At 67.9% G+C, this 25,338-nt stretch carries 25 protein-coding genes; 7 read left to right on the top strand and 18 right to left on the bottom strand.

Annotated features, from left to right (window positions below; translation table 11 throughout):
- Positions 1–6: 6 nt before the first annotated feature.
- The 10 genes from prpF to ACZYRS_RS05720 all read right to left on the bottom strand — a co-directional run bounded on the left by prpF (position 7) and on the right by ACZYRS_RS05720 (position 9,164).
- Positions 7–1,209, bottom strand: a complete 1,203-nt coding sequence (gene prpF / locus ACZYRS_RS05765; protein WP_463418461.1) for a 2-methylaconitate cis-trans isomerase PrpF — start codon at positions 1,207–1,209, stop codon at positions 7–9.
- Positions 1,210–1,237: 28 nt separating this feature from the next.
- Entirely contained in the window at positions 1,238–3,862 is a 2,625-nt protein-coding gene (gene acnD / locus ACZYRS_RS05760) for a Fe/S-dependent 2-methylisocitrate dehydratase AcnD (protein ID WP_463418460.1), read from the bottom strand.
- A gap of 44 nt (positions 3,863–3,906) precedes the next feature.
- Positions 3,907–4,890 (bottom strand): tripartite tricarboxylate transporter substrate binding protein, encoded by a 984-nt coding sequence (locus ACZYRS_RS05755; RefSeq protein ID WP_463418459.1) that lies wholly within the window; start codon positions 4,888–4,890, stop codon positions 3,907–3,909.
- Between the two features lie 160 nt (positions 4,891–5,050).
- A complete protein-coding gene (gene prpC / locus ACZYRS_RS05750) occupies positions 5,051–6,220 on the bottom strand; it encodes a bifunctional 2-methylcitrate synthase/citrate synthase (protein WP_463418458.1) in 1,170 nt (389 codons plus the stop codon).
- A complete protein-coding gene (locus ACZYRS_RS05745) occupies positions 6,217–6,612 on the bottom strand; it encodes an acyl-CoA thioesterase (protein ID WP_463418457.1) in 396 nt (131 codons plus the stop codon). Before ACZYRS_RS05745 ends, prpC begins: the two co-directional genes overlap by 4 nt.
- 145 nt (positions 6,613–6,757) lie before the next feature.
- Positions 6,758–7,213: a carboxymuconolactone decarboxylase family protein gene (locus ACZYRS_RS05740; RefSeq protein ID WP_463418456.1), complete on the bottom strand. Its 456-nt coding sequence runs from the start codon at positions 7,211–7,213 to the stop codon at positions 6,758–6,760.
- Between the two features lie 28 nt (positions 7,214–7,241).
- On the bottom strand, positions 7,242–7,667 hold the full coding sequence (locus ACZYRS_RS05735; protein ID WP_463418455.1) for a cupin domain-containing protein: 426 nt from the start codon (positions 7,665–7,667) through the stop codon (positions 7,242–7,244).
- 77 nt (positions 7,668–7,744) lie between these two features.
- Positions 7,745–8,488, bottom strand: coding sequence for a nitroreductase (locus ACZYRS_RS05730; protein WP_463418454.1), 744 nt, complete (start codon positions 8,486–8,488; stop codon positions 7,745–7,747).
- Positions 8,489–8,629: 141 nt separating this feature from the next.
- On the bottom strand, positions 8,630–8,821 hold the full coding sequence (locus ACZYRS_RS05725; protein ID WP_198786556.1) for a hypothetical protein: 192 nt from the start codon (positions 8,819–8,821) through the stop codon (positions 8,630–8,632).
- A 76-nt stretch (positions 8,822–8,897) separates the two neighbouring features.
- Positions 8,898–9,164 (bottom strand): hypothetical protein, encoded by a 267-nt coding sequence (locus tag ACZYRS_RS05720; RefSeq protein WP_463418453.1) that lies wholly within the window; start codon positions 9,162–9,164, stop codon positions 8,898–8,900.
- Between the two features lie 62 nt (positions 9,165–9,226).
- Between ACZYRS_RS05720 and ACZYRS_RS05715 the strand changes: the two genes are divergently transcribed.
- Together ACZYRS_RS05715 and ACZYRS_RS05710 are read left to right on the top strand one after the other, a co-directional pair.
- On the top strand, positions 9,227–9,415 hold the full coding sequence (locus ACZYRS_RS05715) for a hypothetical protein (RefSeq protein WP_463418452.1): 189 nt from the start codon (positions 9,227–9,229) through the stop codon (positions 9,413–9,415).
- Between the two features lie 136 nt (positions 9,416–9,551).
- On the top strand, positions 9,552–9,887 hold the full coding sequence (locus ACZYRS_RS05710) for a hypothetical protein (RefSeq protein WP_463418451.1): 336 nt from the start codon (positions 9,552–9,554) through the stop codon (positions 9,885–9,887).
- A gap of 137 nt (positions 9,888–10,024) precedes the next feature.
- On the opposite strand, the gene ACZYRS_RS05705 is transcribed toward ACZYRS_RS05710, so the two are convergent.
- Complete coding sequence (locus ACZYRS_RS05705; protein ID WP_463418450.1) at positions 10,025–10,171, bottom strand: hypothetical protein; 147 nt, start codon at positions 10,169–10,171, stop codon at positions 10,025–10,027.
- Between the two features lie 75 nt (positions 10,172–10,246).
- Here ACZYRS_RS05705 and ACZYRS_RS05700 point away from each other — a divergent pair, with 75 nt between their 5' ends.
- The 4 genes from ACZYRS_RS05700 to ACZYRS_RS05685 all read left to right on the top strand — a co-directional run bounded on the left by ACZYRS_RS05700 (position 10,247) and on the right by ACZYRS_RS05685 (position 12,367).
- The gene (locus tag ACZYRS_RS05700) at positions 10,247–10,657 is read left to right on the top strand and encodes a nuclear transport factor 2 family protein (protein ID WP_463418449.1); all 411 of its coding nucleotides are present in this window, start codon (positions 10,247–10,249) and stop codon (positions 10,655–10,657) included.
- Positions 10,658–10,767: 110 nt separating this feature from the next.
- A complete protein-coding gene (locus ACZYRS_RS05695) occupies positions 10,768–11,544 on the top strand; it encodes a hypothetical protein (protein WP_463418448.1) in 777 nt (258 codons plus the stop codon).
- A gap of 231 nt (positions 11,545–11,775) precedes the next feature.
- The gene (locus ACZYRS_RS05690) at positions 11,776–12,147 is read left to right on the top strand and encodes a hypothetical protein (RefSeq protein WP_463418447.1); all 372 of its coding nucleotides are present in this window, start codon (positions 11,776–11,778) and stop codon (positions 12,145–12,147) included.
- Between the two features lie 97 nt (positions 12,148–12,244).
- A complete protein-coding gene (locus tag ACZYRS_RS05685) occupies positions 12,245–12,367 on the top strand; it encodes a hypothetical protein (RefSeq protein ID WP_463418446.1) in 123 nt (40 codons plus the stop codon).
- Between the two features lie 588 nt (positions 12,368–12,955).
- On the opposite strand, the gene ACZYRS_RS05680 is transcribed toward ACZYRS_RS05685, so the two are convergent.
- The 6 genes from ACZYRS_RS05680 to ACZYRS_RS05655 form a co-directional block, all read right to left on the bottom strand.
- Positions 12,956–13,702 (bottom strand): lysophospholipid acyltransferase family protein, encoded by a 747-nt coding sequence (locus ACZYRS_RS05680; protein ID WP_463418445.1) that lies wholly within the window; start codon positions 13,700–13,702, stop codon positions 12,956–12,958.
- Between the two features lie 26 nt (positions 13,703–13,728).
- Positions 13,729–15,015: a dihydroorotase gene (locus ACZYRS_RS05675; protein WP_463418444.1), complete on the bottom strand. Its 1,287-nt coding sequence runs from the start codon at positions 15,013–15,015 to the stop codon at positions 13,729–13,731.
- A complete protein-coding gene (locus ACZYRS_RS05670) occupies positions 15,012–15,974 on the bottom strand; it encodes an aspartate carbamoyltransferase catalytic subunit (protein ID WP_176659080.1) in 963 nt (320 codons plus the stop codon). Before ACZYRS_RS05670 ends, ACZYRS_RS05675 begins: the two co-directional genes overlap by 4 nt.
- Positions 15,974–16,471, bottom strand: a complete 498-nt coding sequence (pyrR, locus tag ACZYRS_RS05665; protein ID WP_463418443.1) for a bifunctional pyr operon transcriptional regulator/uracil phosphoribosyltransferase PyrR — start codon at positions 16,469–16,471, stop codon at positions 15,974–15,976. Before pyrR ends, ACZYRS_RS05670 begins: the two co-directional genes overlap by 1 nt.
- Positions 16,468–16,932 (bottom strand): Holliday junction resolvase RuvX, encoded by a 465-nt coding sequence (ruvX, locus tag ACZYRS_RS05660; protein WP_463418442.1) that lies wholly within the window; start codon positions 16,930–16,932, stop codon positions 16,468–16,470. The genes pyrR and ruvX overlap by 4 nt, the downstream gene beginning before the upstream one ends.
- A gap of 118 nt (positions 16,933–17,050) precedes the next feature.
- Entirely contained in the window at positions 17,051–17,650 is a 600-nt protein-coding gene (locus tag ACZYRS_RS05655) for a YqgE/AlgH family protein (RefSeq protein WP_198786566.1), read from the bottom strand.
- Here ACZYRS_RS05655 and ACZYRS_RS05650 point away from each other — a divergent pair, their 5' ends adjacent.
- Entirely contained in the window at positions 17,651–19,150 is a 1,500-nt protein-coding gene (locus tag ACZYRS_RS05650) for a cryptochrome/photolyase family protein (protein ID WP_463418441.1), read from the top strand.
- 60 nt (positions 19,151–19,210) lie between these two features.
- Here ACZYRS_RS05650 and ACZYRS_RS05645 read toward each other — a convergent pair whose 3' ends face one another.
- Positions 19,211–25,270, bottom strand: coding sequence for a hybrid sensor histidine kinase/response regulator (locus ACZYRS_RS05645; RefSeq protein ID WP_463418440.1), 6,060 nt, complete (start codon positions 25,268–25,270; stop codon positions 19,211–19,213).
- Between the last annotated feature and the right edge of the window lie 68 nt (positions 25,271–25,338).

Below are 25,338 nucleotides of genomic sequence, written 5' to 3'. Positions count from 1 at the left end.
AATCCATCAGAAACTGTCGCCGGGCACGCGCACCCAGCCTTCCATCAGCACGCGGGCGCTGCGGCTCATCAGGGCCTTGGTCACCACCCATTCGCCATCGGCCTTGCGGGCTTCCGCGCCGACGCGCAGCGTGCCCGAAGGATGGCCGAAGCGCACCGCCTCGCGCTCGCCGCCGCCGGCCGCGAGGTTCACCAGCGTGCCGGGAATCGCCGCGGCCGTGCCGATGGCCACGGCGGCCGTGCCCATCATCGCGTGGTGCAGCTTGCCCATCGAGAGCGCGCGCACGAGCAGGTCGATATCCGCCGCCTTCACGGCCTTGCCGCTGGAGGCCGTGTAGTCCTTCGGCGGCGCGACGAAGGCCACCTTGGGCGTGTGCTGGCGCCTGGCCGCTTCATCGATGTGCTTGATGAGGCTCATCTTCACGGCGCCGTGCGCGCGGATCGTCTCGAACATGGCCAGCGCCTTCGCGTCGCCGTTGATCGCATCCTGCAGCTCGGTGCCCGTGTAGCCGATATCGGCCGCGTTGACGAAGATGGTGGGAATGCCCGCGTTGATCAGCGTGGCGCGCAAGGTGCCCACACCGGGCACCTCGAGGTCTTCGGCGACCTTGCCGGTGGGGAACATCGCGCCGCCGCCTTCGCCGCCATTGCCATTGCCCTCATCGGCCGGGTCGATGAATTCGAGCGGCACCTCGGCCGCGGGAAAGGTCACGCCGTCGAGCTCGAAGTCGCCCGTCTCCTGCACCTCGCCTTCGACGATCGGCACGTGGGCCACGATGGTCTTGCCGATGTTGGCCTGCCAGATGCGCACGGTGCACGCGCCGTTCCGTGGCACACGGGCGCGGTCGATCAGGCCCTGCGCAATGGCGAACGGCCCGACCGCCGCCGACAGGTTGCCGCAGTTGCCCGACCAGTCGACGAAGGCGCTGTCGATGGCGACCTGGCCGAAGAGGTAGTCCACGTCGTGGTCCGGCCGCGAGGAGCGCGACAGGATCACGGCCTTGGAGGTGGACGAGGTGGCCGCGCCCATGCCGTCGATCTGCTTGGCGTAGGGGTCGGGGCTGCCGATCACGCGCAAGAGGAGCGCATCGCGCGCCGCGCCCGGCTGCTGCGCCTCCTTGGGCAAATCCTGCAGGCGAAAGAACACGCCCTTGCTGGTGCCGCCGCGCATGTAGACGGCGGGAATCTTGATCTGGGGAACGGATGCCATGGCGATAGTGAAAGTGAGGGTGAGGGTCTCAGGCGGAACGCTTGGTCTCGGCCAGGAAGTCTTGCGCAAAACGCTGCAGCACGCCGCCCGCTTCGTAGATGGACACTTCCTCGGCGGTGTCGAGCCGGCAGGTCACCGGCGCCTGCAGCACGTCGCCGTCCTTGCGGTGCACGACCAGCATGAGGTCCGCGCGCGGCCGGGGCGCGCCGATCACGTCGAAGGTCTCGGTGCCGTCCAGGCCCAGCGTGCGCCGCGTGGTGCCGGGCTTGAACTCCAGCGGCATCACGCCCATGCCCAGCAGGTTGGTGCGGTGGATGCGCTCGAAGCCCTCGGCCACGACGGCCTCCACGCCCGCGAGCCGCACGCCCTTGGCGGCCCAGTCGCGCGACGACCCCTGGCCGTAGTCGGCGCCGGCCACGATGATCAGCGGTTGCCTTCGGTTCAGATAGGTCTCGATGGCCTCCCACATGCGCACGACCGTGCCCTCGGGCTCGATGCGCGCGAGCGATCCCTTCTTCTGCACGCCGCCCACCACCGCCATTTCGTTGATGAGTTGCGGGTTCGCGAAGGTGGCGCGCATGGCCGTCAGGTGGTCGCCGCGGTGCGTGGCGTACGAGTTGAAGTCTTCTTCCGGCAGGCCCATCTTCGCGAGGTATTCGCCCGCGGCGCTGTCCCGCAGGATCGCGTTCGAGGGCGAGAGGTGATCGGTCGTGATGTTGTCCGGCAAGAGCGCGAGCGGCCGCATGCCGCGCAGCGTGCGCGGCACGGCCGCGAGCGCGCCCACGCCCTCGCTGTCCCAGTAGGGCGGGCGGCGGATGTAGGTGGACTGCGGCCGCCAGTCGTACTGCGGGCTCACCTTCTCGCCGCTGTCCGCCTGGATCGCGAACATCGGCTCGTAGACCTTGCGGAACATCTCGGGCCGCACCGAGGCCGCGACGATCGCGTCGATCTCCTCGTCGCTCGGCCACAGGTCGGCCAGGCGGATTTCCTTGCCATCGACCACGCCGAGCACGTCGCGCTCGATGTCGAAGCGCATCGTGCCCGCGATCGCGTAGGCCACCACCAGCGGCGGCGAAGCCAGGAAGGCCTGCTTGGCATACGGGTGGATGCGCCCGTCGAAATTGCGGTTGCCCGAGAGCACCACGGTCGCGTACAGGTCGCGCGCGATGATCTCCTGCTGGATCGCAGGGTCCAGCGCGCCCGACATGCCGTTGCAGGTGGTGCAGGCGAAGGCGACGATGCCGAAGCCCAGCTGCTCCAGATCGTGCAGCAGGCCGGCATCGCGCAGGTACAGCTCCACCGTTTTCGAGCCCGGCGCGAGCGACGACTTCACCCACGGCTTGCGCTTCAGACCCAGCCGGTTGGCGTTGCGCGCGACCAGGCCGGCGGCAATCACGTTGCGCGGGTTCGAGGTGTTGGTGCACGAGGTGATGGCCGCGATGATCACGGCGCCATCGGGCATGAGGCCCGCCGCCTCCTGCAGCCGCGCTTCGGCAAGGCCGACGGCGATGTCGCGCTCGGCCAGCTGCGAGGTCGGCAGGCGCCGGTGCGGGTTGGACGGGCCCGCCATGTTGCGCACCACACTCGACAGGTCGAACGTCAGCACGCGCTCGTAGCTCGCGGTGGCGAGCGCATCGCCCCAGAAGCCGGCGGTCTTCGCATAGGTCTCGACCAGCGCGATCTGCGCGTCCTCGCGGCCGGTGAGCCGCAGGTACGTGAGCGTCTGCTCGTCGATGTAGAAGAGCGCGGCGGTGGCGCCGTACTCGGGGCACATGTTCGAGATGGTGGCGCGGTCGCCGATCGTGAGGCCGCGCGTGCCCTCGCCGAAGAACTCCAGGTACGCGCCCACCACTTTTTCCTTGCGAAGGAACTCGGTGAGCGCCAGCACGATGTCGGTGGCGGTGATGCCCGGCGGGCGCCGGCCGGTCAGCTCGACGCCCACGATGTCGGGCAGGCGCATCCACGAGGCGCGGCCCAGCATCACGTTCTCGGCTTCCAGCCCACCCACGCCCACGGCGATCACGCCCAGCGCATCGACGTGCGGCGTGTGGCTGTCGGTGCCCACGCAGGTGTCGGGAAAGGCCAGGCCGTCCTGCACGTAGACCACCGGCGACATCTTCTCCAGGTTGATCTGATGCATGATCCCGTTCCCCGCCGGGATCACCTCCATGTTGGCGAAGGCGCGCTTGGTCCAGTCGATGAAATGGAAGCGGTCTTCGTTGCGGCGGTCCTCGATCCGGCGGTTCTTCTCGAACGCATTCGGGTCGAACCCGCCGCACTCCACCGCCAGCGAGTGGTCCACGATCAGCTGCACCGGCACCACCGGGTTCACCTGCGACGGATCGCCGCCCTCGGCCGCGATGGCATCGCGCAGACCCGCCAGGTCCACCAGCGCGGTCTGGCCCAGGATGTCGTGGCAGACCACGCGCACGGGAAACCACGGAAAGTCGCGATCGCGCCGCCGCTCGATGAGCTGCAGCAGGCACTCGTCGAGGATCGCCAGGTCGCAGCGCCGCACCAGGTTCTCGGCGTGCACGCGCGCGGTGTAGGGCAGCGCGCGCCAGGCGCCCGGGCGCAGCGCATCGACCGCGGCGCGCGCGTCGATGTAGTCCAGCGCGGTGCCGGGGAGTGGTTTTCTGTGTCGTGGGTTCATCGGGGCGAGTCGTGGCGAATCAGGGGAGCGAATCGAAAGGATGTTTACTCGGAGCGCACGTCGTTGTCTTTCACGACCTTCGCGTAGCGGGGAATCTCGGCGCGGATCAGCGCGCCGAACTGCTCGGGTGTGCCACCGGCCGCGGACACGCCCGTGGGCTCCAGCTTGGCGTTCAATTCAGGGGCCTTCAGGCCGGCGTCGAGCGCGCCATTCAACTTGGCGAGCACGGCGGGCGGCACGCCCTTGGGCGCGATCAGCCCGTGCCATGCGACCACGTCGTAGTCGGGCAGCCCGCCGGCCTCGGCGATCGATGGAATGTCGGGGTAGGCCTGCAGGCGCTGCGCCGTGGTGACCGCGAACGCGCGCAGCCGCCCCGACTGCACGTGCGGCATCAGCGCCTCGGTGCCCGCGATCAGCATGTCCACGTTGCCGGCCACCAGGTCGGTGACCGCCGGGCCCGTGCCGCGGTACGGCACGTGCGTCGCCTTGACCTTGGCCATGCCGAACAGGTACTCGCTCGTGATGTGCAGGTGGCTGCCGTTGCCCGCCGAGGCGAAGGTCAGCTTGCCTGGGTTCTGGCGCGCGAAGGCCAGCAGCTCGCGCAGGTTCTTCGCCTGCACCTTGGCCGGATTGACGCACAGCACGTAGGCGCCCTTGGACAGCTGGATCACCGGCGTCATGTCGGCGATGGGGTCGAAGCGCAGCTTGTAGAGCGAGGGGTTGACGGTGTAGCTCCCCGCCACCAGCAGCAGCGTGTAGCCGTCGCCGGCCGTGTGCAGCGCGTACTCGGTGCCCAGCGTGCCGCCGGCGCCCGGTCGGTTGTCCACTACCACCGGCTGGCCCAGCCGCTGGCCGAGCACGTTGGAGGCGACGCGCGCGATGAAGTCGGAGCCGCCGCCCGGCGCGAAGGGACAGACGATCTTGAGCGGCTTGCTAGGAAAGGCCTCCTGGGCCCAGCCCGGGCGAACGACGGGGAGCGCGAGCCCGGCCAGGGCGGCCGAGGAAAAGGTGCGGCGGTTCAAAGTCATGCGGTTGTCTCCAGTGTTGTTGTGCATGCGCCCCGCGACGGCGTGCCATCGCGGTAGCGGACGCCAGTTTGCGCCTGCAGGCCCGACCCGCGAAAACGCTCGGAGACTCGAGACGGTCGAAACACTGGAGCGCCGTGCGCCTCTCTGCTTCTGTCAGACGTCAGACGCGCGCCGCGATCGGCACGAACGCCAGGTCTTCCGGACCGGTGTAGTTCGCGCTCGGCCGGATGATCTTGTTGTCCACGCGCTGCTCGATCACGTGCGCGGCCCAGCCGCTGGTGCGCGCGATCACGAAGAGCGGCGTGAACATCGCCGTGGGCACGCCCATCATGTGGTAGCTCACCGCGCTGAACCAGTCCAGGTTGGGGAACATCTTCTTGACCTCCCACATCACGGCTTCCAGGCGCTCGGCGATGTCGAACATCCTGGTGGAGCCGGCCTCCTCGGACAGCGATTTCGCCACGCCCTTGATCACCACGTTGCGCGGATCGCTCACCGTGTACACCGGGTGGCCGAAGCCGATGACCACCTCTTTGGCCTCCACGCGGCGGCGGATGTCGGCCTCGGCTTCATGGGGCGAGTCGTAGCGCTTCTGGATCTCGAAGGCCACCTCGTTCGCGCCGCCGTGTTTGGGGCCGCGCAGCGCGCCGATGGCGCCGGCGATGGCCGAGTGCATGTCGCTGCCGGTGCCGGCGATCACGCGCGCGGTGAAGGTGGAGGCGTTGAACTCATGCTCGGCGTAGAGGTTGAGCGACGTGTGCATCGCGCGCACCCAGGCCTCGCTGGGCTTCTCGCCATGCAGCAGGTGCAGGAAGTGGCCGCCGATCGAATCGTCGTCTGTCTCCACGTCGATGCGCTTGCCCTGCGTGGACCAGTGGTACCAGTACAGCAGCATCGAGCCGAGCGAGGCCATCAGGCGGTCGGCGATGTCGCGCGCGCCGGGCAGGTTGTGGTCGTCCTTCTCGGGCAGCACGCAGCCCAGCGCCGAGACGCCGGTGCGCATCACGTCCATCGGATGCGCGCCCGCGGGCAGGCTCTCCAGCGCGGCCTTCACGTTGGCCGGCAGGCCCCGCATCGCCTTCAGCCGCGCCTTGTAGGCCTTGAGCTCGGCGCGCGTGGGCAGCTTGCCGTGCACCAGCAGGTGGGCGATTTCCTCGAACTCGCAGACCTCGGCGATGTCCAGGATGTCGTAGCCGCGGTAGTGCAGGTCGTTGCCCGTGCGGCCCACGGTGCACAGCGCCGTGTTGCCCGCGGTCACGCCCGAGAGCGCGACGGATTTCTTGGGCTTGAAACCTGCGGGAGCAATGGTTTCGGTCGTGGTGGTGGTCATGCGGTTTCCTTGTTCAGATAAGAGCGATCGATGCCCGTCGGCTGGCCGGCGGCATTGACCGCCACCATCTCGAACACACCCTTGAGGACTTCTTCCGCGGGAACGCCGGGCATGTCGGCGATGCCGGTCACGCACACGGTCATCGAACAGCGGCCGATGCGGCTCGCCCATCCGCGCAGCACGAGCTGGTAGCCCACCGGCACCGGGGAGAGAAAAGACACGCTGGTCACGCCGGCCATCACCACCTCGCGCTGCGCCAGGCCGCGCGCGGCCAGGAAGGCGGCCTTGGTCATCAGCTGCAGGCCTTGCCCTGCGAACAGCGTGCCGCGGTGGTTCGCATGCACCGGCAGCACCAGTTCGCGGATCTCGGTGGTTCCAACGGGAGTCGTCATGCTTCGCAATCTACGCAAGACGAGCCCGGCGCGTAAGGGCTGAAAGGGCGTATTTCTGCGAAGGAGGAATTGCGAATCTGCGAACGTTGCGAATGAATGCCGCCCGCGGCAGGCGGCTCTGGAGCGGACCGGACGACGCGGCGCGCTACCTGGCCGCGAGTGCCCCGGGCGTATTGCGGAAGCTGATCGCCATCCGGTTGTAGACGTTCATCAACCCGATCGCGATGGTGAGGTCCACCAGTTCACGCTCGTCGAAGACGGCACGCGCCGCCTCGTAGTCGCTGTCGGGCACGCCCGTCTCGGCCACACGCGTCACCGATTCCGCCCACGCCAGCGCGGCACGCTCCCGCGCATCGAAGAGCGCGCCGGCCTCTCTCCACGCTTGCAGCAGCGCGAGCTTTTCAACGGCCTGCCCCTTCTTCAACAGGTCGCGCGTATGCATGTCCAGGCAGTACGCGCAGTTGTTGATTTGCGAGACACGCAAATACACCAGGTCCACCAGCACGGGCGAGAGGCCGCTCTGCGTGACATAGCCGTACACGGTGCCGATGGCCTTGACGCCGGCCGCGGCGATCTGGTTGTAGTCGAGGCGCTGGCTCATGGTCGTGCTCCTGAAGATGGGGGATGGGTCACTGCGTTGGCGTCGTGAGCGCGGTGTCGTCGGTGTCCACCACGAACACGGCGAGCAGCTTCGCGGGCCGGGTCTTGCTCGCGTTGCGGCTGACGGAATGCTTTGCGCCCGGCGGCTCGTAGAAGCTCTCCCCTGCGCGAAGCACTTGCCGCGGGCCATCGTTCACCTGCGATTCGATGGCGCCCGAAACCACGTAGCCATAGATGAACGCCGACTTCGCATGCACATGCGCCGGCGAAGCGCCGCCCGGCGGATAGTCGACCACCACGGCCACCAGCGACTTGCCGGGGATGTTGGGGATCGCCTGCCGCAGTGCCGGTGTGACGCTTTCCGAGGACGTGTGCGCGGCGGCAGGAACGGGCGCGAATGCGCCGAGGGTGCTGGCCGCGACAACTGCAGTGGCAACGAGCCATGACGTGTTCATGGGCGTTCTCCTTGAAAAAGAAATGACGGTGAATCAGCGAGCGAATGCGTCGCTGAAAGGAAAAATCGGCGCGAAGGTCAGCCCGGAAATCCGAGGAGCCGCGCGAAGTCCTGCACGGGCTCGCGCGGCATCCTTGTCTGGTTGACCTCGGCCTCCGGGTCGCCGTATCCCATCGACATGCCGAAGGCCGTCACCTCGTTGGGCGACATGTGCAGGTGCGATGCGATCGGCGCATGGAACTGCGCGAACGCGACCTGCGGGCAGGTGTCGATGCCGCGTGCCTTCGCGGCGATCATCACGCTCTGCGCGAACAGGCCCAGGTCGATCCAGCTGTGCGCCTTCAACCGGCGGTCGATGCTGAAGATGAGGCCCACCGGCGCGCCGAAGAAGGCGTAGTTGCGCTCGGTCTGGCGCGTGCGCCCGTGCGTGTCATCGCGCGCGATGCCGAGCGATGCGTAGTAGCGCGCGCCGAAGTCCATGAGCCTTGCGCGGTACGTGTCGGGCAGCGGTTCTGGGAAATGCTCGGGCGCCGGCGCGGTGCCGGCGCGCGACGCGGCGACCAGCACGTTGGTCAATTCGCTCTTGACCGCGCCGCTGACCACGTACACGCGCCAGGGCTGGATGTTGGCGCCGCTCGGCGCGCACGACGCATCGGCCAGGATTTCTTCCACGATGTCGCGGCCCAGCGGCTGTGCCTTGAAGGCACGCGTTGCGCGGCGCGAGCGCACGACGGTGGCCACGCATTGCGCGATCGCCTCCCGAGGCCGTTCGGCGGTGGGCTGGACCACTTCCGGTTCTTCGATGAGGGCATCGGCCGCCATGGTTTCGTCTCCTGCTGCTGAATGACAGGGGGCGATGATCGGCCAGGCGTGCGATGAATGGAACTGATGGTTTTGCAGTTCCATATTGCACGCCGTTCAAGTGCCAACTGCCTCAGCCTGGGCGCTTGCAGCGCCGTTCATTCATCGAGGCTCGGGCAACGTCCGCTCTTCGATCCAGTGCGTGCCTTCGCCGAACACCTCGTTGCCCACCTGAACCATGATCTCCAGGTCGCGGCGCAGCAAAGCGGTCTCGGGCCTCCAACTCGCGGCCGCTTGAATCTGGTGCTTGAGATGGCTGACGTCGAGCGACCAGCCCAGGCGGATCTCTTTCATGGCAGCCATCATTGAGCAACGCGCGCCGCAGGGCAAATGCGGGACATGTCCCTGCGAGGGATACCCAAACTAAGGTTTACCTGCTTGCGTCGGCATGCGTCGTTTCCACATGGGCCTGCCTGAAGCGCTCGATGTGACCGAGCAATTCCTCGAGCGTCACCGGCAGCGAGATCTGCGGAATGTTGATGACGAAACCCACCAGCGACGCGTTGGCCTTCATCAGCGCGCGCTTGAGCGGCGAGGCCTTGGCCAGGTAGTCCTGCGGGTTGCGCCGAACGGCGGTGTTTACGCAACTAAATATGTTCTTGCAATTGAGACAGCCCTTTGCGGCAAAACGTCTCACTTCAAATTCCCCTGCCCCTCACCGCCTCGCCTAGGCTAGGAAAGACGGGAGGACCACCACGAATGACGAAGAAGAAAAAAGAAACTGAAGAGCGCCGGCGAAGGGGCCGGCCGACGCTGCCGGACGACAAGCGCGCGATGCACGGTTCGATCCGCCTGACACGCGACCGTTGGGCCAAGCTGAGGCGCCTCGGCGCGGCGTGGCTCGGCAAGGTGGTCGATCGGGCGAAGGAGCCGGCGCCAAGGAAATGAACGCCGCGTCTCAGGGCGTGTCGTGGTCGATATCAAGACCGCGATCTTCTGAGGCAATTCAGGCGGCTGGAACGATGGAGAAAACATCGAACCAGCCTGACCACAACGTGCAACCAAGTTGAAAGCAATACACATCATGGCTACCAAGAAGTCTAGCAAGACCCCCTCCAAGACCCCCAACGCTGCCGAATCGGTCCACACGACACCGCAGCCCCCAGCAGAAAAGGACTTCCTCGACGCCGAGCGGCGCGACGTGATCCGCATCGCCTCGTGCGAAGCGCTCGACTGGCTCACCATCCTCCAGTCGCTCTCCGAGTCCGACACCTTCGATCCGCCGACGCTGACCCGCCGGCTCCCCGGCATCCTCAAGTGGCTGGAGGAATTGAACGGCATCGTGCTCTCGGCCATCGATGACCCGAGCGATGAAACCGCATCGCTGCGCCGGCGCCTCGGCCAAGGCGGCGCGACGTGAAAAGAATCGACGGATGAATGAACGAAGCCGCTGCCAGTCAGCGGCTTTTTACTGACTTCGGGGGCGCGCCTGCCGCATCGAAAGTCTCCCGATGCCGCAGCACGTCTTCGATGTTGCGCTCCGCCCAGATGCGCAGTTCATCGAGCGTGGTCGCGAGCGATTCGCCCAGCGACCAGCACCGCCCATTTGTCGGCGATGCAGTCGAGCACCTGCCGCGTCGGGCAGGTGGCCAGGTACGGATTCCACGCGGGTGCCTTGGGTCGTTGCAGGTCTTGTTCTTCCATGGTCACTTGGAGGTGCCTTGGGCACGTTGGGGTGCGTTCTTGCGGGAGGGGGTGCGGATGGCTATTGTCCGCGCCATGCACACGAACACCACCCCACAGAAGAACATCGAACTTGTCCGCGGCTACTTCGACGCCGTCGCAAAAGGCGATCTCGAAACGGCCGGCAATCTCTCCGCGGACGACATCGCCTGGCACCAGCCGGGCAACGGCAGCCTCTCGGGCACGCACCGCGGCAAGGCGGCCGTCTTCGGCCCGCTGGGCCGCTTCATGGACCGCAGCGGCGGGAGCTTTCGCATCGACAGCGTCGGGCCGCTGATGGCGCAGGGCGACAAGGTCGCAACCCCGCTGCACTTTCGCGCGGAGAAGCCGGGCGCGTCGATGGCGATGTCGGGGGTGGACGTGTTGCGCATCGATGGCGCGGGGCGCATCTGCGAGGTGTGGCTGTTCTCCGAAGACCAGGCGGCTGAGGATGCGTTCTGGGGATAGAAGCTGAGTGCGGATCGCCCGCTGTCACGGAAATATGGGATGGCAGTAGGCACGGTGCTGGTTAGGCTGCGCGCATCCCACAGTAGCCGGGCATCAGCCCCATGTCCAAAATGAAACTGCTCGCCTTGTTGGTGGCCTCCATGCTCTTCGCCGGCTGCTCCAGTCTTCGCTCGATCACCATGCCGGACGAGGAGAATCTCCTGAGCGGTGCTGGCTCGCTGCTCATTGGCGGCGACGGGAAGAAGGCCGAAGGCTTCGAGCAGATCAATCTCGACCAGTTGCTCGATACCTATGGCCTCAACGATGTGAAAGTGGTGGCGAACGCCGCACCTGGAGACAAGGCGAAATTCGAGTATTTGCGAAATGACCTTCAGGATCGAATCATTGCCGCTTCGAACCAGAAATGCGCGGCATTCATTCGAATGCTGGTGTCGTCGAAAGCACAGACCAACATGGCATGGGGCAACCTCGCCACATTGCTTTCCGGCGCCGCCTCGGTGACGACACCTGGCTCAGCGGCAAGAGTTCTTTCCGCGGGCAGCACGCTGTCGAGCGGCATCCTCGCCCGCTACGACCAGGCGTATTTCAACAACCTCGCACTGAACGTCGTGTCTTCAGGGATTTCACGACAGCGGGACGGCATCTTGAGACAGATCCATGTTTCAAGAGCGGAATCGATGTCCGCCTATCCCGTCAACCGGGCCGTGGCCGATGCTCTGAACTATCACGCGGCGTGCAACATCGTTTCAGGACTGGAAACGGCCGCGGCGGCGACGGGGGCGAGCGTGGACCTCCCCACTGCGTCCACGGTGAAGCCCGCCGATGCGACTGCTACGACTCCCAAGGCTGCCGCCGCACGCAAGCCCGCTGCGCTTGTGGCACGGTAAGCCAAAGATAGCCAGCCGAAGGCTCGAACTGGCGGGGCACATCTGCGAGATGTGGCTGTTCGCGGAAGACCAGGCGGCCGAAGACGCGTTTCGGGGATGGAAGATTTCATTCACCCGCCGCGCCGCGTCACATTTGGGAACGGTACTTCACCTTCGCGATGTGAGCGAGCGCGTGCAGCGGGGCGTTGAACGGTGCATCAGGGCTGTTTCCGGCCCGCTTCAGGAGATGAAATGTTGAATCCCCGAATCGTTCTCAAGCTGGCCGCCGCAGGCCTCGTCGCCGCAGGTGCCTTGTTCGCCGGCGCATCGGCCAATGCGGAGACCCACTGGTCCGTTGGCGTCAACCTGCCGGGCGTGGTCATCGGCCAGCCGGCACCGGTCTATTACGAGCCCGCGCCCGTTTATTCGCGGCCGGCGCCGACGTACTACCAGCCTCCGGCACCTGTGTATTCCACGCCCGCGCCCGTGTACTACGAGCCGGGCTCGCGTTGGGAAGAGCGCCGCGCGCAGCGTTGGGAAGAACGCCGTGCCGAGCGCCAGGAATGGCGTCGCCGGCAATGGGAGCGCGAGCAGCATCGCCGCTATTACGAAGACCGCGATTGATACTTAAAGGCACCGGGAGAACTATCTTCGGATTGACGAGGGTCGATCGACCGGGCACTCTCCGCGGCACTCGCATCCGCGGAAAGAGGAGCTCGAAATGTCGATCAGTCCCGCCCTTCGGAGCACCCGCGCCTTCTTCTTCAGCCAACGCAACGCCGTTGCGTTGCTGGCCGTGCTGGCTTCACTCGGTTCGTGGCTCGTCTTCTGGTTTGGAGAGTGAGCCCCTGGTAGCGCTGCGCGGAGTCTCTTGCTCGTCCTCTTGAAGTTCATCGCGGCCATTGCGCTGCTCGCCTGCATCCACATCGGCACGATGGCTGCGCTGGGCCTTGGGCTCGGCATCAAGGTCCGGCGGATTTCGCTGGGCTTCGGGCCGCCGCTGTTTTCACTGGGCATCTTTCAGCTGCGCCTGCTGCCCATCGCCGGCTCGGTCACGTTCAAGGACACGCGGACCGAGGACCTGCCCGATGACGTGTCCGATGACGTTTCGTCGTCGCGCTCGGATTCTTCCTCGTGCAGAGCCGCGGCTGAGCGGCCTTGTAGGCACACACCCACGCGCACGGATTGCCTTCTCCCGCAAGCGCCGGCCGAATGCGCGGCCAATGTAGAGGCCTACTTACCTCACGGAGACCTCGATCATGAAAAGCATCATCCTTTGGCTCTGCGGTGTGCCGATCATCGTGATCATCGGACTGAAGGTCTTCGGCATTCTCTGACCACCAGGGCGTACCGCTTCCTCCTCACGGCGCATCCGTGCGCCGTTCAAGCGCCCTTTCGGGGGCGCTTTTTTTTGGGGAGGCGGCTCAGCGCCTCACTGGGTCTCGCGGCGCAGCTGCTGCACGTCTTCATGCAGCGACTGCGCCCAGCCGCGGCGCTCTCGGCCGTGCGAATCCTGCGGCTCGCCGAAGCGCACGATGGCCAGCAGGGGGGGCGCGCGCAGCGTGTTCCACAGCGACGTGAGCAGGTTGTCGTCGTCGATGTAGCGCGGGGCCTGGCTGGTCTCGCCGGTGGCGGCATCGGCAAAGCGCAGCGCGGCGGGCAGCACCGGCGCGCCTGAAGAAATCGCCGCCTGCAGCAGGTTGGCGTGGAAGGGCAAGAGGCCGCGGCCGTCGCTGGTGGTGCCTTCGGGGAACACACCGATCATGTCGCCCTCGCGCAGCGCCTCGGTCATGTGGTGCACCACGCGCAGCGCGTCGCGGCGGCGTTCGCGCTCGATGTAGAGCGAGCCCGCGCCGGTGGAGAGCGTGCCGATCAGCGGCCAGTGCTTGACGCCGGACTTCGACACGAAGCGCACATGGCGCGCCGCATGGATGGCGGTGATGTCCAGCCACGAGAGGTGGTTGCTGATGATCAGCACCGGCCCCGCAGCGGGCGGCGTGCCCTGCACCTTGAGCGTGATGCCCATGATCTCGAGCATGCGGCGCGACCATTCCTGCACGCGCGCATTGCGGTCGGCCTGCGTGAGGCCGGGAAAGGCGAAGCGGATCGTCCACCACCCGGCCAGCGCATGCCCCACCGCGTGCAGCAGGCGCCAGCAGGCCTTCAGCGAATGAACCATGGCGCGCGGGTTCTCTTTCTTTTAATTCAACCGTGGACGACGCGGCCAGCGACCAGCGTGTGCCGCGCGCGGCCCTGCACCGGGTAGCCGGCGAACGGCGTGTGCTTGCCCTGGCTCTTGAGCGCATCGGGCTCGACCTGCCATTCGAGCGCCGGATCGAAGATGCAGAGGTCGGCCACGCCGCCTTCGACCAGGCGGCCGATGCCGGTGCCCGCATCCACCGTGGCCAGCAGACGCGCCGGCGCGGAGGTGATGACCTCGATCGCCCGCGCGATGCCCGCGCCGCTGCGCTCGCCCCACTGCAGCGCGAGCGGCAGCAGCAGTTCGAGGCCGGTGGCGCCGGGCTCGGCTTCGGCGAAGGGCAGCGTCTTGGCATCGGCCTCGACGGGCGTGTGGTCGGACACCAGCGCGTCGATGGTGCCGTCGGCCAGGCCCGCCGAGAGCGCGTCGCGGTCGCCCTGCTGGCGCAGCGGCGGGTTCAGGCGCGCGCGGCTGTCGAAGTAGCCGATGTCGGTGTCCGCCAGATGCAGCGAGTTGATGCTCACGTCGCAGGTCAGCGGCAGCCCTTGCGCCTTGGCCGCGCGCACCAGCGCCACGCCCGCGGCACTGGAAATGCGGCACAGGTGCACGCGCGCGCCGGTGCTCTTCATGAGCTCCACGATGGTGAAGATGGCGATGGTCTCGGCCGACACCGGCACGCCCGAGAGGCCCAGCCGCGTGGCGAGCGGGCCGCTGGCGGCCACGCCCTTGCCGAGGTCGCGGTCCTGCGGGCGCAGCCACACGGTGTAGCCGAAGGTGCTTGCGTAGAGCAGCGCGCGCTGCAGCACCTGGGTGTCGGCCAGCGGCACGTCGGCCTGGCTGAAGCCGATGCAGCCGGCCTCGGTGAGTTCGGCCATTTCGGTGAGCACGCCGCCGGCCAGGCTGCGCGTGAGCGCGCCCAGCGGAAAGAGGCGCGCGCACTGCAGCTTCTCGGCGCGGAACTTGAGCATTTCGACCAGGCCCGGCTCGTCGAGCACGGGGTCGGTGTCGGGCGGGCACACGAGGCTGGTCACGCCGCCCGCGATGGCCGCGGCCATTTCGCTCTCCAGCATGCCTTCGTGCTCGTAGCCGGGCTCGCGCAGGCGCGCGGCGAGGTCCACGAGGCCTGGTGCGACGACGCAGCCCGCGGCGTCGATGGTGCGGTCGGCCTTGAAGCCGGCCGGCAGGTTGCCGATGCCGGCGATCTTGCCGTCGGCGATGGCGATGTCGGTCTTCTTGTCGGTGCCCGAGGCGGGGTCGATGACGCGGCCGTTGGTGATCAGTGTTCTGCTCATGCTTCGTTCCCTGCCACGATGCTCATTACCGCCATGCGCACGGCGATGCCGAAGGTGACCTGCGGAAGGATCACGCTCTGCTTGCCATCGACCACGGCCGAGTCGATCTCCACGCCGCGGTTGATAGGCCCCGGGTGCATCACGATCGCATCCGATTTGGCGAGCTGCAGCTTCTCGGGCGTGAGGCCGTAGGTCTTGAAGAACTCCTGCGACGAGGGGAGCAGCGCGCCGCTCATGCGCTCGTTCTGCAGGCGCAGCATGATGATCACGTCGCAGTCCTTGATGCCTTCTTCGAGCGTGTGGCACACGCGCACGCCCATGCCGGCCATGTCGCCGGGCACCAGCGTCTTGGGGCCGACCACGCGCACTTCGGCGCAGCCGAGCGTGGTGAGCGCGTGGATGTCCGAGCGCGCCACGCGCGAGTGCAGCACGTCGCCGACGATCGCGACCGTGAGGTTCGAGAAGTCTTTCTTGTAGTGGCGGATCGTGTACATGTCGAGCAGCCCCTGCGTGGGGTGCGCGTGGCGCCCGTCGCCGGCATTCACCACGTGCACGTGCGGTGCCACGTGCTGCGCGATCAGGTATGGCGCGCCCGATTCGCTGTGGCGCACGACGAAGAGGTCGGCGGCCATGGCGCTCAGGTTGGCAATCGTGTCCAGCAACGACTCGCCCTTGGTGGCCGAGGAGCGCGCGATGTCCAGGTTGATGACGTCGGCCGACAGGCGCTTGGCCGCGATCTCGAAGGTGGTGCGGGTGCGCGTCGAGTTCTCGAAGAACAGGTTGAACACGCTCTTGCCGCGCAGGAGCGGCACCTTCTTCACCTCGCGGTCGCTCACGCTCGTGAAGTTGGCGGCGGTGTCCAGGATGTGCGTGACGATGTCCTTGGGCAGCCCCTCGATCGACAGCAGGTGGATGAGCTCGCCGTTCTTGTTGAGCTGCGGGTTTCGCTTGTAGAGCATTACTTGTTCTCCTCCACCTTGAGGCTGAAGGCGCCGTCGTCGGCGCGGGCGAGCGCGAGGAGTTGCGTGTCGGGGAGCGTGAGCTTGGCGGCGGCGAAATCGGCGGCCATCGGCAGTTCGCGGCCACCGCGATCGACCAGCACCGCGAGCCGCACGCAGGCGGGGCGGCCGAAGTCGAACAGCTCGTTGAGCACCGCGCGGATGGTGCGGCCGGTGTAGAGCACGTCGTCCAGCAGCAGCACGTCGGTGCCGTTCACGTCGAAGGGCAGCGACGTCTGCGCGCTGGCCGAGAGGCCGCGGCGCGCGAAGTCGTCGCGGTGCATGGCCGAGGAGATGACGCCGGGTGCGCCGGGCAGGCCCAGGTCCTTCTGCAGCCGCTCGACCAGCCAGGCGCCACCGGAGGTGATGCCGACCAGCTTGGTTTCGGGGCGCAGCAGCGCCTTCACGCCGGCCAGGAGGCCTGTGTAGAGCCCTTCGGCATCGGGTATTGAACTCACGGGAGACTCCTCAAAAATTGCTCCAGGATGATGCAGGCCGAGGCGGCATCGGCATCGCGCGCGCCGGAAGACAGCGCCTCGGTGGTGCTGTAGCGCTCGTCCACCTCGAACACCTGCAAGTTGAAACGGCCGCGCAGCTGGCGCGCGAACTTCTGCGCGCGGCGGGTGTTCTCGTGCGGCGCGCCGTCGGGGTGATAAGGCACGCCGATCACCAGCGCGTCGGGCTGCCATTCCTTGATGCGCGCCTCGACCTGCGCGAAGCGGGCATCGCCCTCGGCCTTGATGGTGGCCTGCGGCGTGGCCGACTGGAGCAGACGGTTGCCGCTGGCCACGCCGGTGCGCTTCAGGCCGAAATCGAAGGCCAGGAAGGTCTGGAAGTGGGACGGGACGGGAACGGGAACGGGAACGGGAACGGGAACGGGAACGGGAACGGACGCGGGAGCTTGATCGCTGTCGGGCATCGCCAGTCCACTCACAGGGGGCCGCCGCGCACGGCCGCCCGAAGCGGCCGGGCCGCCCCCGGTAGGGGGTAGGCGAAGTGACACGAAGTGCACGCAGCCTGGGGGCGAGTCAAGGTCATCATGCGTGTCCGGCGTCCGGCGAGAGCTTCCAGGCCTCCAGGCCCAGCAGCATCAGCGCCTTGTCGTAGCGCTGCTCGATCGGCGTATCGAAGATCACGGCCGGGTCGGCCAGCACGGTGAGCCAGCTGTTCTCGGCCAGCTCGGACTCCAGCTGGCCCTCGCCCCAGGCCGAATAGCCCAGCGAGACCAGCACCTTGCGGGGCCCCGCGCCGGTGGCCAGGGCCTCCAGCACGTCCTTGGAGGTGGTCATCTCCAGCCCGCCGGGGATGGTCATGGTCGAGGCGTAGACCGATTCCTCGGGCTTCTCGGCCTGGGTGAAGACCGGCTCGTGCAGCACGAAGCCGCGCTCGGTCTGCACCGGGCCGCCCTGGAAGACGGGGGCGTCGCCCAGCTCGGGGCGGGTCAGGTGCAGCTCGATCTTCTCGAACAGCACCTTCAGGTTGATGTCGCTGGGTTTGTTGATCACCAGGCCGAGCGCGCCGCGCTCGCTGTGTTCGCAGAGGTACACGACGCTGCGGTTGAAAGTTTTGTCTTCCATCCCGGGCATCGCTATCAAAAAGTGATGCGTGAGGTTCATCGGGGCAGAATCGGCAGCCATATGCCACCCATTTTACTGGCCGTCGACAAGACCTACCCCAAGGGCCTCATGTGGTTCCGCCGAGACCTTCGCGTGGACGACAACGCGGCGCTCTATCGCGCGCTGCGGGCCTGCCGGCAGGTGGTCTGCGTTTTCGTGTTCGACAAGGCGATCCTGGAGGCGCTGCCCAGTGCCGACCGGCGGGTCGAATTCATCCGCGAATCGCTGCTGGAACTGCAGGCCGAGCTGGGCGCCCTGGGCGGCGGGCTGATCGTGCGGCACTCCACCGCCGTGCAGGAAATCCCCGCGCTCGCGAGCGACCTGGATGTGCAGGCCGTGTTCGCCAACCGCGACGACGAGCCCGATGCGCTGGAGCGCGATGCCAAGGTGCTCGGCGCGCTGGCCAACGCGGGCATCGCCTTCCACACCTACAAGGACTCGACCGTCTTCGACCGCGACGAGGTCATGACCAAGACCGGCCAGCCCTACACGGTGTTCACGCCCTACAAGCGCGCGTGGCTCGCGAAGGTGGATTCGTTCTTCCTGAAGTCGTACCCGGTGCGCAGCCATGCCGAGGCGCTGGTGCCGCCGCCGCAGGCCTACCGGGAGCCGATGCTGTCGCTGGGGGAGCTGGGCTTCGAGAAGACCAATCTGTCGACGCTGGAGATCCCGACCGGCTCGCTCGGCGCCGGCGTGCTGTTCGAGGATTTCTTCGAGCGCATCGACCGCTACGACGAAGCGCGCAATTTCCCCGCCGTGCGCGGCCCCAGCTACATGGGCGTGCACCTGCGCTTCGGCACGGTATCGATCCGGCAGGTGGCGAGCGTGGCGCACCAGCTCTCGCTGCAGGGCAACGCGGGCGCCGCGACGTGGCTGAGCGAGCTGATCTGGCGCGACTTCTACTTCCAGATCCTCGCGCACTTCCCGCATGTGTACGAGAACGGCGAATCGAAGAGCTTTCGCCCCGAGTACGACAAGATCCAGTGGCACCACGGCAAGCACGCCGACCAGCTCTTCGATGCCTGGTGCGAGGGCCGCACCGGCTATCCGCTGGTCGATGCCGCGATGCTGCAGATCAACCAGAGCGGCTACATGCACAACCGCCTGCGCATGGTGGTGGCGAGCTTTCTGTGCAAGGACCTGGGGCTGGACTGGCGCCGCGGCGAGCGCTACTTCGCGCTGCACCTGAACGACTTCGAGCTGGCTTCCAACAACGGCGGCTGGCAGTGGGCGAGCTCCAGCGGCTGCGATGCGCAGCCCTACTTCCGCATCTTCAATCCGGTGACGCAGAGCGAGCGCTTCGATCCCGAGGGCAAGTTCATCCGCCGCTACCTGCCGCAGCTGGCGGGCCTGTCGAACGCGGCGATCCACGCGCCGTGGATGGCCTCGCCGGTGGAGCTGGAGGCCGCGGGCATCCAGCTGGGCGAGACCTATCCCGCGCCCGTGGTGGACCATGCCGAGGCGCGCGAGAAGACGCTGCAGCGCTACGGCGTGGCGCGGGCCAAGGCGCTGCAGAAATAAGAAAAGGCCCCGAGGGGCCTTTTCTTCTATCGGCGCCGGAGCGCTTCAGGCGAGCGGCGTTCAGGCCGCAGCCGCGAGCGTCGGCTCGGTCGTGTACGCACGCACCAGGCGCAGCAGTTCCTCTTCCGAGTAGGGCTTGCCCAGGTAGTGGTTCACGCCCAGCGTGCGCGCGTAGTCGCGGTGCTTCTCGGCGATGCGCGAGGTGATCATGATGATCGGGAGCTCCGCCAGTGCGGCATCGGCGCGGATGTTGCGGGCCAGGTCGAAGCCGTCCATGCGCGGCATCTCGATGTCCGACAGCACCACCGACGGGCGCTCCTGCTGCAGCCGTTCGAGCGCCTGCAGGCCGTCGGCCGCGAGCGACACGCGATAGCCTTCACGCTGCAGCAGGCGCTGCGTGACGCGGCGCACGGTAATGGAGTCGTCCACCACCAGCACCAGCGGCACCTGCGGCGCCACGGGGGCCAGCACCGGCATCGGCACCTGCGGCGCGTCCTGGTCGGCCGAGGCCGATGCGGTGTGCGCCGGCACCACGAGCGCGGCGGCCTGGCGCAGGCGCGCCTGATCGCCGTGCACCGCCGCCAGCGCCACCGGGTTGTAGATCAGCGCCACCGCGCCCGAAGCCAGCACCGAGATGCCGGCCAAGCCGGGCAGCCGCGCGAGTTGCGGGCCGAGGTTCTTCACCACGACTTCCTGGTTGCCCAGCACTTCGTCCACGTGCAGCGCGACGCGCTGTGCCGCGCTTCGCACGATCACGAGGGTGTTGTTCTTGGAGGCGGCGTGGTCGCTGCGGGTCGAGGCCTGCAGCAGCGCACCGGCCCAGTAGAACGGCACCTGTTCGCTGCCGAACGGATGGCTGTTGTGCAGGTAGGCCGCTTCCAGGTCGGTGCCGCCCACGCGCTGCACCAGCTCCACCAGATTCGACGGCACGCCGATCGACACCTCTCCGGCACGCAGCATCACCACGTGCGTCACGGCGGTGGTCAGCGGCAGCACCAGCTTGAAGGTGGTGCCCTGGCCGGCGGTGCTCTGCGTTTCGATGCGGCCGCCGAGCGCCGCGATCTGCGCGCGCACCACGTCCATGCCGATGCCGCGGCCTGCCAGTTCGGAGACCTGTCCGGCCGTCGAGAAGCCGGGCTTGAAGATCAGCTCGGTGGCTTCTTCGGGCGTGAGGTCCTGGTCGCCCGCCAGGAGGCCGAGGGCGCGGGCGCGCTCGGCGATGCGCTTCTGGTCGAGACCGGCGCCGTCGTCGCGGAAGCTCACCGAAACGTCGTTGCCTTCATGGTGCAGGTCGATGACGATCAGGCCGCTGGCGTCCTTGCCGGCCTTCTCGCGCGACGCCGCATCCTCGATGCCGTGCGCCACGCAGTTGCGCAGCAAGTGCTCGAAGGCGGGCGTCATGCGGTCCAGCACGCCGCGGTCCATTTCGATGGAGCCGCCGACGATGTCCAGGCGCACCTGCTTGCCGGTGTCCTTGGACGCCTGGCGCACCACGCGGTAGAGGCGGTCGGAGATGCCTTCGAACTCCACCATGCGCGTGCGCAGAAGCCCGCGCTGCAGTTCGCGGGTCTGGCGTGCCTGCACGCTCAGATCGTCTTCCGTCGCCTGCACCGTCTTTTGCAGCGTGCGCTGCACGGTGGCCACGTCGTTCACCGACTCGGCCATCATCCGCGTGAGTTCCTGCACGCGGGTGAAGCGGTCGAACTCGAGCGGGTCGAAGCTCTGCTGCGAGTCCTTGGCCTGTGCAAGGCGCGACTGCATCTGGCTTTCGGCCTGCACCTCGATGTCGCGCAGCTGCTGGCGCAGGCGGTCCAGGTTGCCCGTGAGGTCGGAGAGCGAGCCGCGCAGCTGGCCGAGCTCGGCCTCCAGGCGCGAACGCGTGATGATGACCTCGCCGGTCTGCGCGACCAGGCGGTCCAGCAGCTGGGTGCGGATGCGAACGGCCTGGCCCGATGCGGCGCGCAGCGGCGCGAGCAATGCGGGCGCCGGACGCGGCTGCAGCATCGTGACGGCCGGGCTGGCGGCTTCGTCCTTTGCATCGGCGACCGGTGCGGCTTCTTCGTCGTTCGCCGGCACGCCGGCTTCGGGCGCGACCTGCACCAGCTGGATGGCCGGCGATGGCGCGGTGGCCGCGGCCACGAGCTGGGCCATTTCGACCTGCGTGGCGTCGTCGGCCGCGCGCAGCGCGTCGAAGGTGGCCTGCAGGGCGTCCAGGCGCGCCAGCAGTTTTTCGATGTCGGCCCGCTCGGCGCCCTGGGAACCCAGGACTTCGATCTCGGACTCCATGCGGTGCGCGCGTTCGCCCAGGCGCATGGCGCCGGCCAGGCGCGCACTGCCCTTGAGCGTGTGCAGCGTGCGCAGCACCGAAGCGCGCGGCGCGCTGTCGTCGGGGTGGTGCGACCACTGGCGCAGCGCTTCGCCCAGCTGGGGCAGCAGGTCGGCGGCCTCTTCCTCGAAGATCGGGAACAGGTCGACGTCGACCGCGTCGGCCAGGTCGATGGCGTCTTCGGAATCGTCCAGCGCCACGTCGGCCATGCCGTCGCTTGCGGACACGATCTGCTGGAACGGCCGCACTTCGCTGCGCACGGCGGCTTCCAGCGGCATGGGCGATGCCGCGATGTCGCGCAGCGCCTGCAGCGTGCCTTCGGCCGGATCGCGCAGGAACCCCACGGCGAACTGGTGCAGCAGGCGGCGCAACTCGTCGGCCGCGGCCACCAGCACCACGCCCTGTTCACGCGTGCCGCTGCCCTGCATCTGCAGGTGCTGAAGCGCCGATTCGAGCAGGCGCGCCATGCCCGAGAGGCTGTGGAAGCCCACGGTGGCCGAGCTGCCGGCCAGCGAATGCGCGAGCGCAACGGTCGAGTCGGGCAGGCGCTCGTGCGATTCGAGCGCCCATTCGCCCACGTCGGTGGCCAGTTGCCTGGACCATTCGTCGGCTTCGTTCAGGTAGACGTTGTAGAGCGCGATGCCGATGCGCAGCGGACCGATCACCTTGACCTGGTCTTCGGCGCTGGCGGCGGTGGCGAGTTCTTCTTCCGCCACTTCGGCCACTTCCGTGACTTCCACCGCTTCCACGGTCTCGGTCACTTCGATGGCTTCCACCGTCTCGACAGTCTCGTGCGCGGCGACGGGCTCCGGCGTCTCTTCTTCGGCCACGACGGCCGGCGGCTCGGCGGGCACGTCGACTGGCGCGGTGACCGCAGCCACGGGTTCGGGCGCCGGCTGCGCCTCGGGCTCGGGCGTCAGTTCCAGTTCGGGCAGCGCCTCCAGCGGAGGCAGCGCCATGTCGTTGGCCTTGGGCTCGTTCGCCGGCACGGGCAGCGGCTCGGGGTCCCAGGCGAAATCGGGCAGCGCGGTGGCGGTCGGCACGGTGGCCTCGATGCCTGCCTCGGGCTCCGGTTGCGCAGCGACGGGCGCGGCAACGGGGGCTGCGGGCGCCTGGGTCTTCGCGGGTGCCAGGAAATCGAACTCCTCGCCCGCGGGCAGTGCGGCGTGCGGTGAGAGCGGCGCAGGCGACGTGGGCTGCTTGTCGAAATCGATGAAGTCGGTGGACGTGAAGTCGTCGTCGGCGTCCGTGCCTGCGGGCTTTTGCGGCTCGTCCAGCGCATCCAGCGCGGGCAGTTCGAAGACCGGCTCGGGCGCTGCGCGCGCCGGCGGGTCCGGCAGGAACGACAGGTCGGGCAGCGGCGGCAGCTCGGGTTCGGCGGCGATGTGGCGGGCGGCCACGGCCAGCTGCTCGGCATCGGCCACGCGCACCGGCGGCGGCACGGGCTCGCCGGCCATCAGCGCATCGGCCACGCGGCTGAACGGGCCGGCCTGCCAGGAATGGGATTCGCCCGAGGCGATGGCTTCGACCCACTGGCCGAAATCGCGCAGCGTGCGCTCGGTGGCCGACAGCATCTCCGGCGTGGCGGGACGCTGGTCGGCCAGCCAGGTGTTGAGCACCTGCTCGAGCGACCAGGCGGCATCGCCGAAATCGGTGAGGCCGACCATGCGCGAGCTGCCCTTGAGCGTGTGGAACGCGCGGCGCAGGATGGTGAGTTCTTCGGTGTCGTCCGGATGGCTGCCCAGCTCGGTGATGGCGGCCAGGCCGTTGTGCACCACCTCGCGCGCTTCGTCCAGGAAGATGTTCTGCAGGTCGTCTTCTTCGAGCTCGGTGACCTCGGTGTCGGGCAGCGCACCCGGACCGGTGATCTTGGAGGTCCAGCTCTCGGCCTTGCGGCTGAATTCCTCCAGCGGCGTGGGCTTGGTCTTCCGGGCGGGCGTGGCGAGCGCGGCGAGCTTGGAGGCGATCTGCGCATCGACTTCCTCGATGCTGAGCACGGGCTCGGCAACGGGTGCCGCGGCTTCGCCTTCGGTGCTGTCGGTGGCCTGGCGGCCCATCAGCGGCTTGAGTTCGCCGGCCTCGGCGTCGAACACGAACAGGCGCTTGGCCAGCGCGGGCTGGTAGCCCAGCATGTCGATGAGAAAGCCCAGCGCGCCCAGGTTGTTGCCCAGCGCGTCGAAGCCGGCCATCTCCTCGGCGGGCGAGGTGCTCACCAGCATGGCCTCGACGTCTTCGCGCATGCGCTGCACGGTGAGCGCGGCCTGATCCAGGCCGAGCACCGAGAACACGCCGCGCATCTGCATGAGCTGCGTCGGCACGGTGCGCAGCAGGCCCTTTTCGGCGGGGCGGCGGAAATACTGGTCGAGCGACTTCTCCAGTTCGCTCAGGTGGCTGCGCAGCTCGTCGACCACGGTGCCCATGGTCTGGCGGTCGCTCACGCGGCGGTACAGGTCTTCCATCCACGGCTCCAGCGGCTCGGAATGGCCACCGGCGCGCACGCGCTCGATGCGGCCCGACAGCTGCAGGGTGCGGGAGGTGAGTTGCGGGTCGCTCGGGTCGAGGTCTTCGAGCGCGGCTTCCAGGTACAGCACCGAGGTGGCGACTTCCATCGCCAGTTCGGTGTCGGGCGGCTGGCCCGACTTGACGGAGGCGTCGACCGCATGCGTCAGCGCCTCGACCATCGGCAGGCTCGGCGGGTGCAGCTTCTGCAGCGATTCGCCCAGCTGCGCGAAGGTGTCGGCCACCTGGCGCGTGCGGGTGATGTCGCCGCCCGAGAGCGCCGACCACATTTCCTTGGCGGTCTCGATGCGCTTGCGGGCCTGCGTGAGCACCAGCGGATCGAAGCGGCCGAACTGCTCGACGGTGTAGTCGATGTGCTGCTCGTGGGCCACGCCCCAGGCGCTGCGCACGGTGCGCAGCGTGGCGGCCTCGTCGCGGGCGGTGGGCACGGCCTGCGCGCAGAAGAACAAGAGGTCCTGGCCCAGACGGTCGGACACCAGGCTGTCGCCGCGCGCGAGCGTCGCGTACTGCAGCAGCACGCGGGTGGCGGCGCGCTTCACATACGAATCGGCGGGAATGAGGCCCAGCGACAGCGCTTCGAAGAAGCCCGCGGCCAGGGTCCAGAAGCTGGCGACGCGGGGCAGCAGCGCGCCGCGTCCGAGCCCCAGGCACAGGCCCTGCAGGCGCTTGGCGGCCTGCATGTCGCCGGCCTTGACCAGCTGCAGCACTTCACGGTCCAGCCGCGAGCGCACCGACGGGTCATAGGCGACGGCGGCCTGCGTGAGCGCGGGCTTGATCTCGACCCAGCGCCAGGCGGTGCTCCAGAGATCGGCCGGATGGACGCGTTCGTTGCCGCCCAGTTCCAGCACGTCGCGGTATTGGGGGAAGAGCGCGACCGACGACACAGGCTTGCCGGCCAGCAACGCGGTCAGGAAATCGGTGACGGCGAAGCCGGCACGCTCGATCTTCAGGACGGCGCTTTCGGTGCAGCGCTGCGGTTCGGCAATGAAGCCCTGCACCGCGAACTCGATGGCGCCGAGCACCAGCGCGGGCGAGGAATGCCCCACCATCTGCAGCGCGCCGACGGCCTGGTGCAGTTGCTGGCGGGCCATCTGCAGCGGGCCGCTCTCGGGCTCCGTTGCACCGCCCACGTCGCGCACGAAGCGCCGCAACGACTTGCCCACACCATCGAGGGATTTCTGAATTTCTCCCAGCACCCAGGCCAGCGGCCCGAGGTCTTCGGTGGCCGGCAGGTTGCCGGCGATGGGGGCCGTGGCAGGGGTTTGAATCGACACGTTGGTTGCTCGCCGTTCTTGATCTATCAGTTTTTCAATGGGCGCCACGCGCCCCGAATGCATGCAGC

Source organism: Variovorax sp. AC194, from assembly GCF_979257995.1.
Note: the sequence above shows the minus strand (reverse complement) of the source record. Positions and strands in the feature narration are given on the sequence as shown.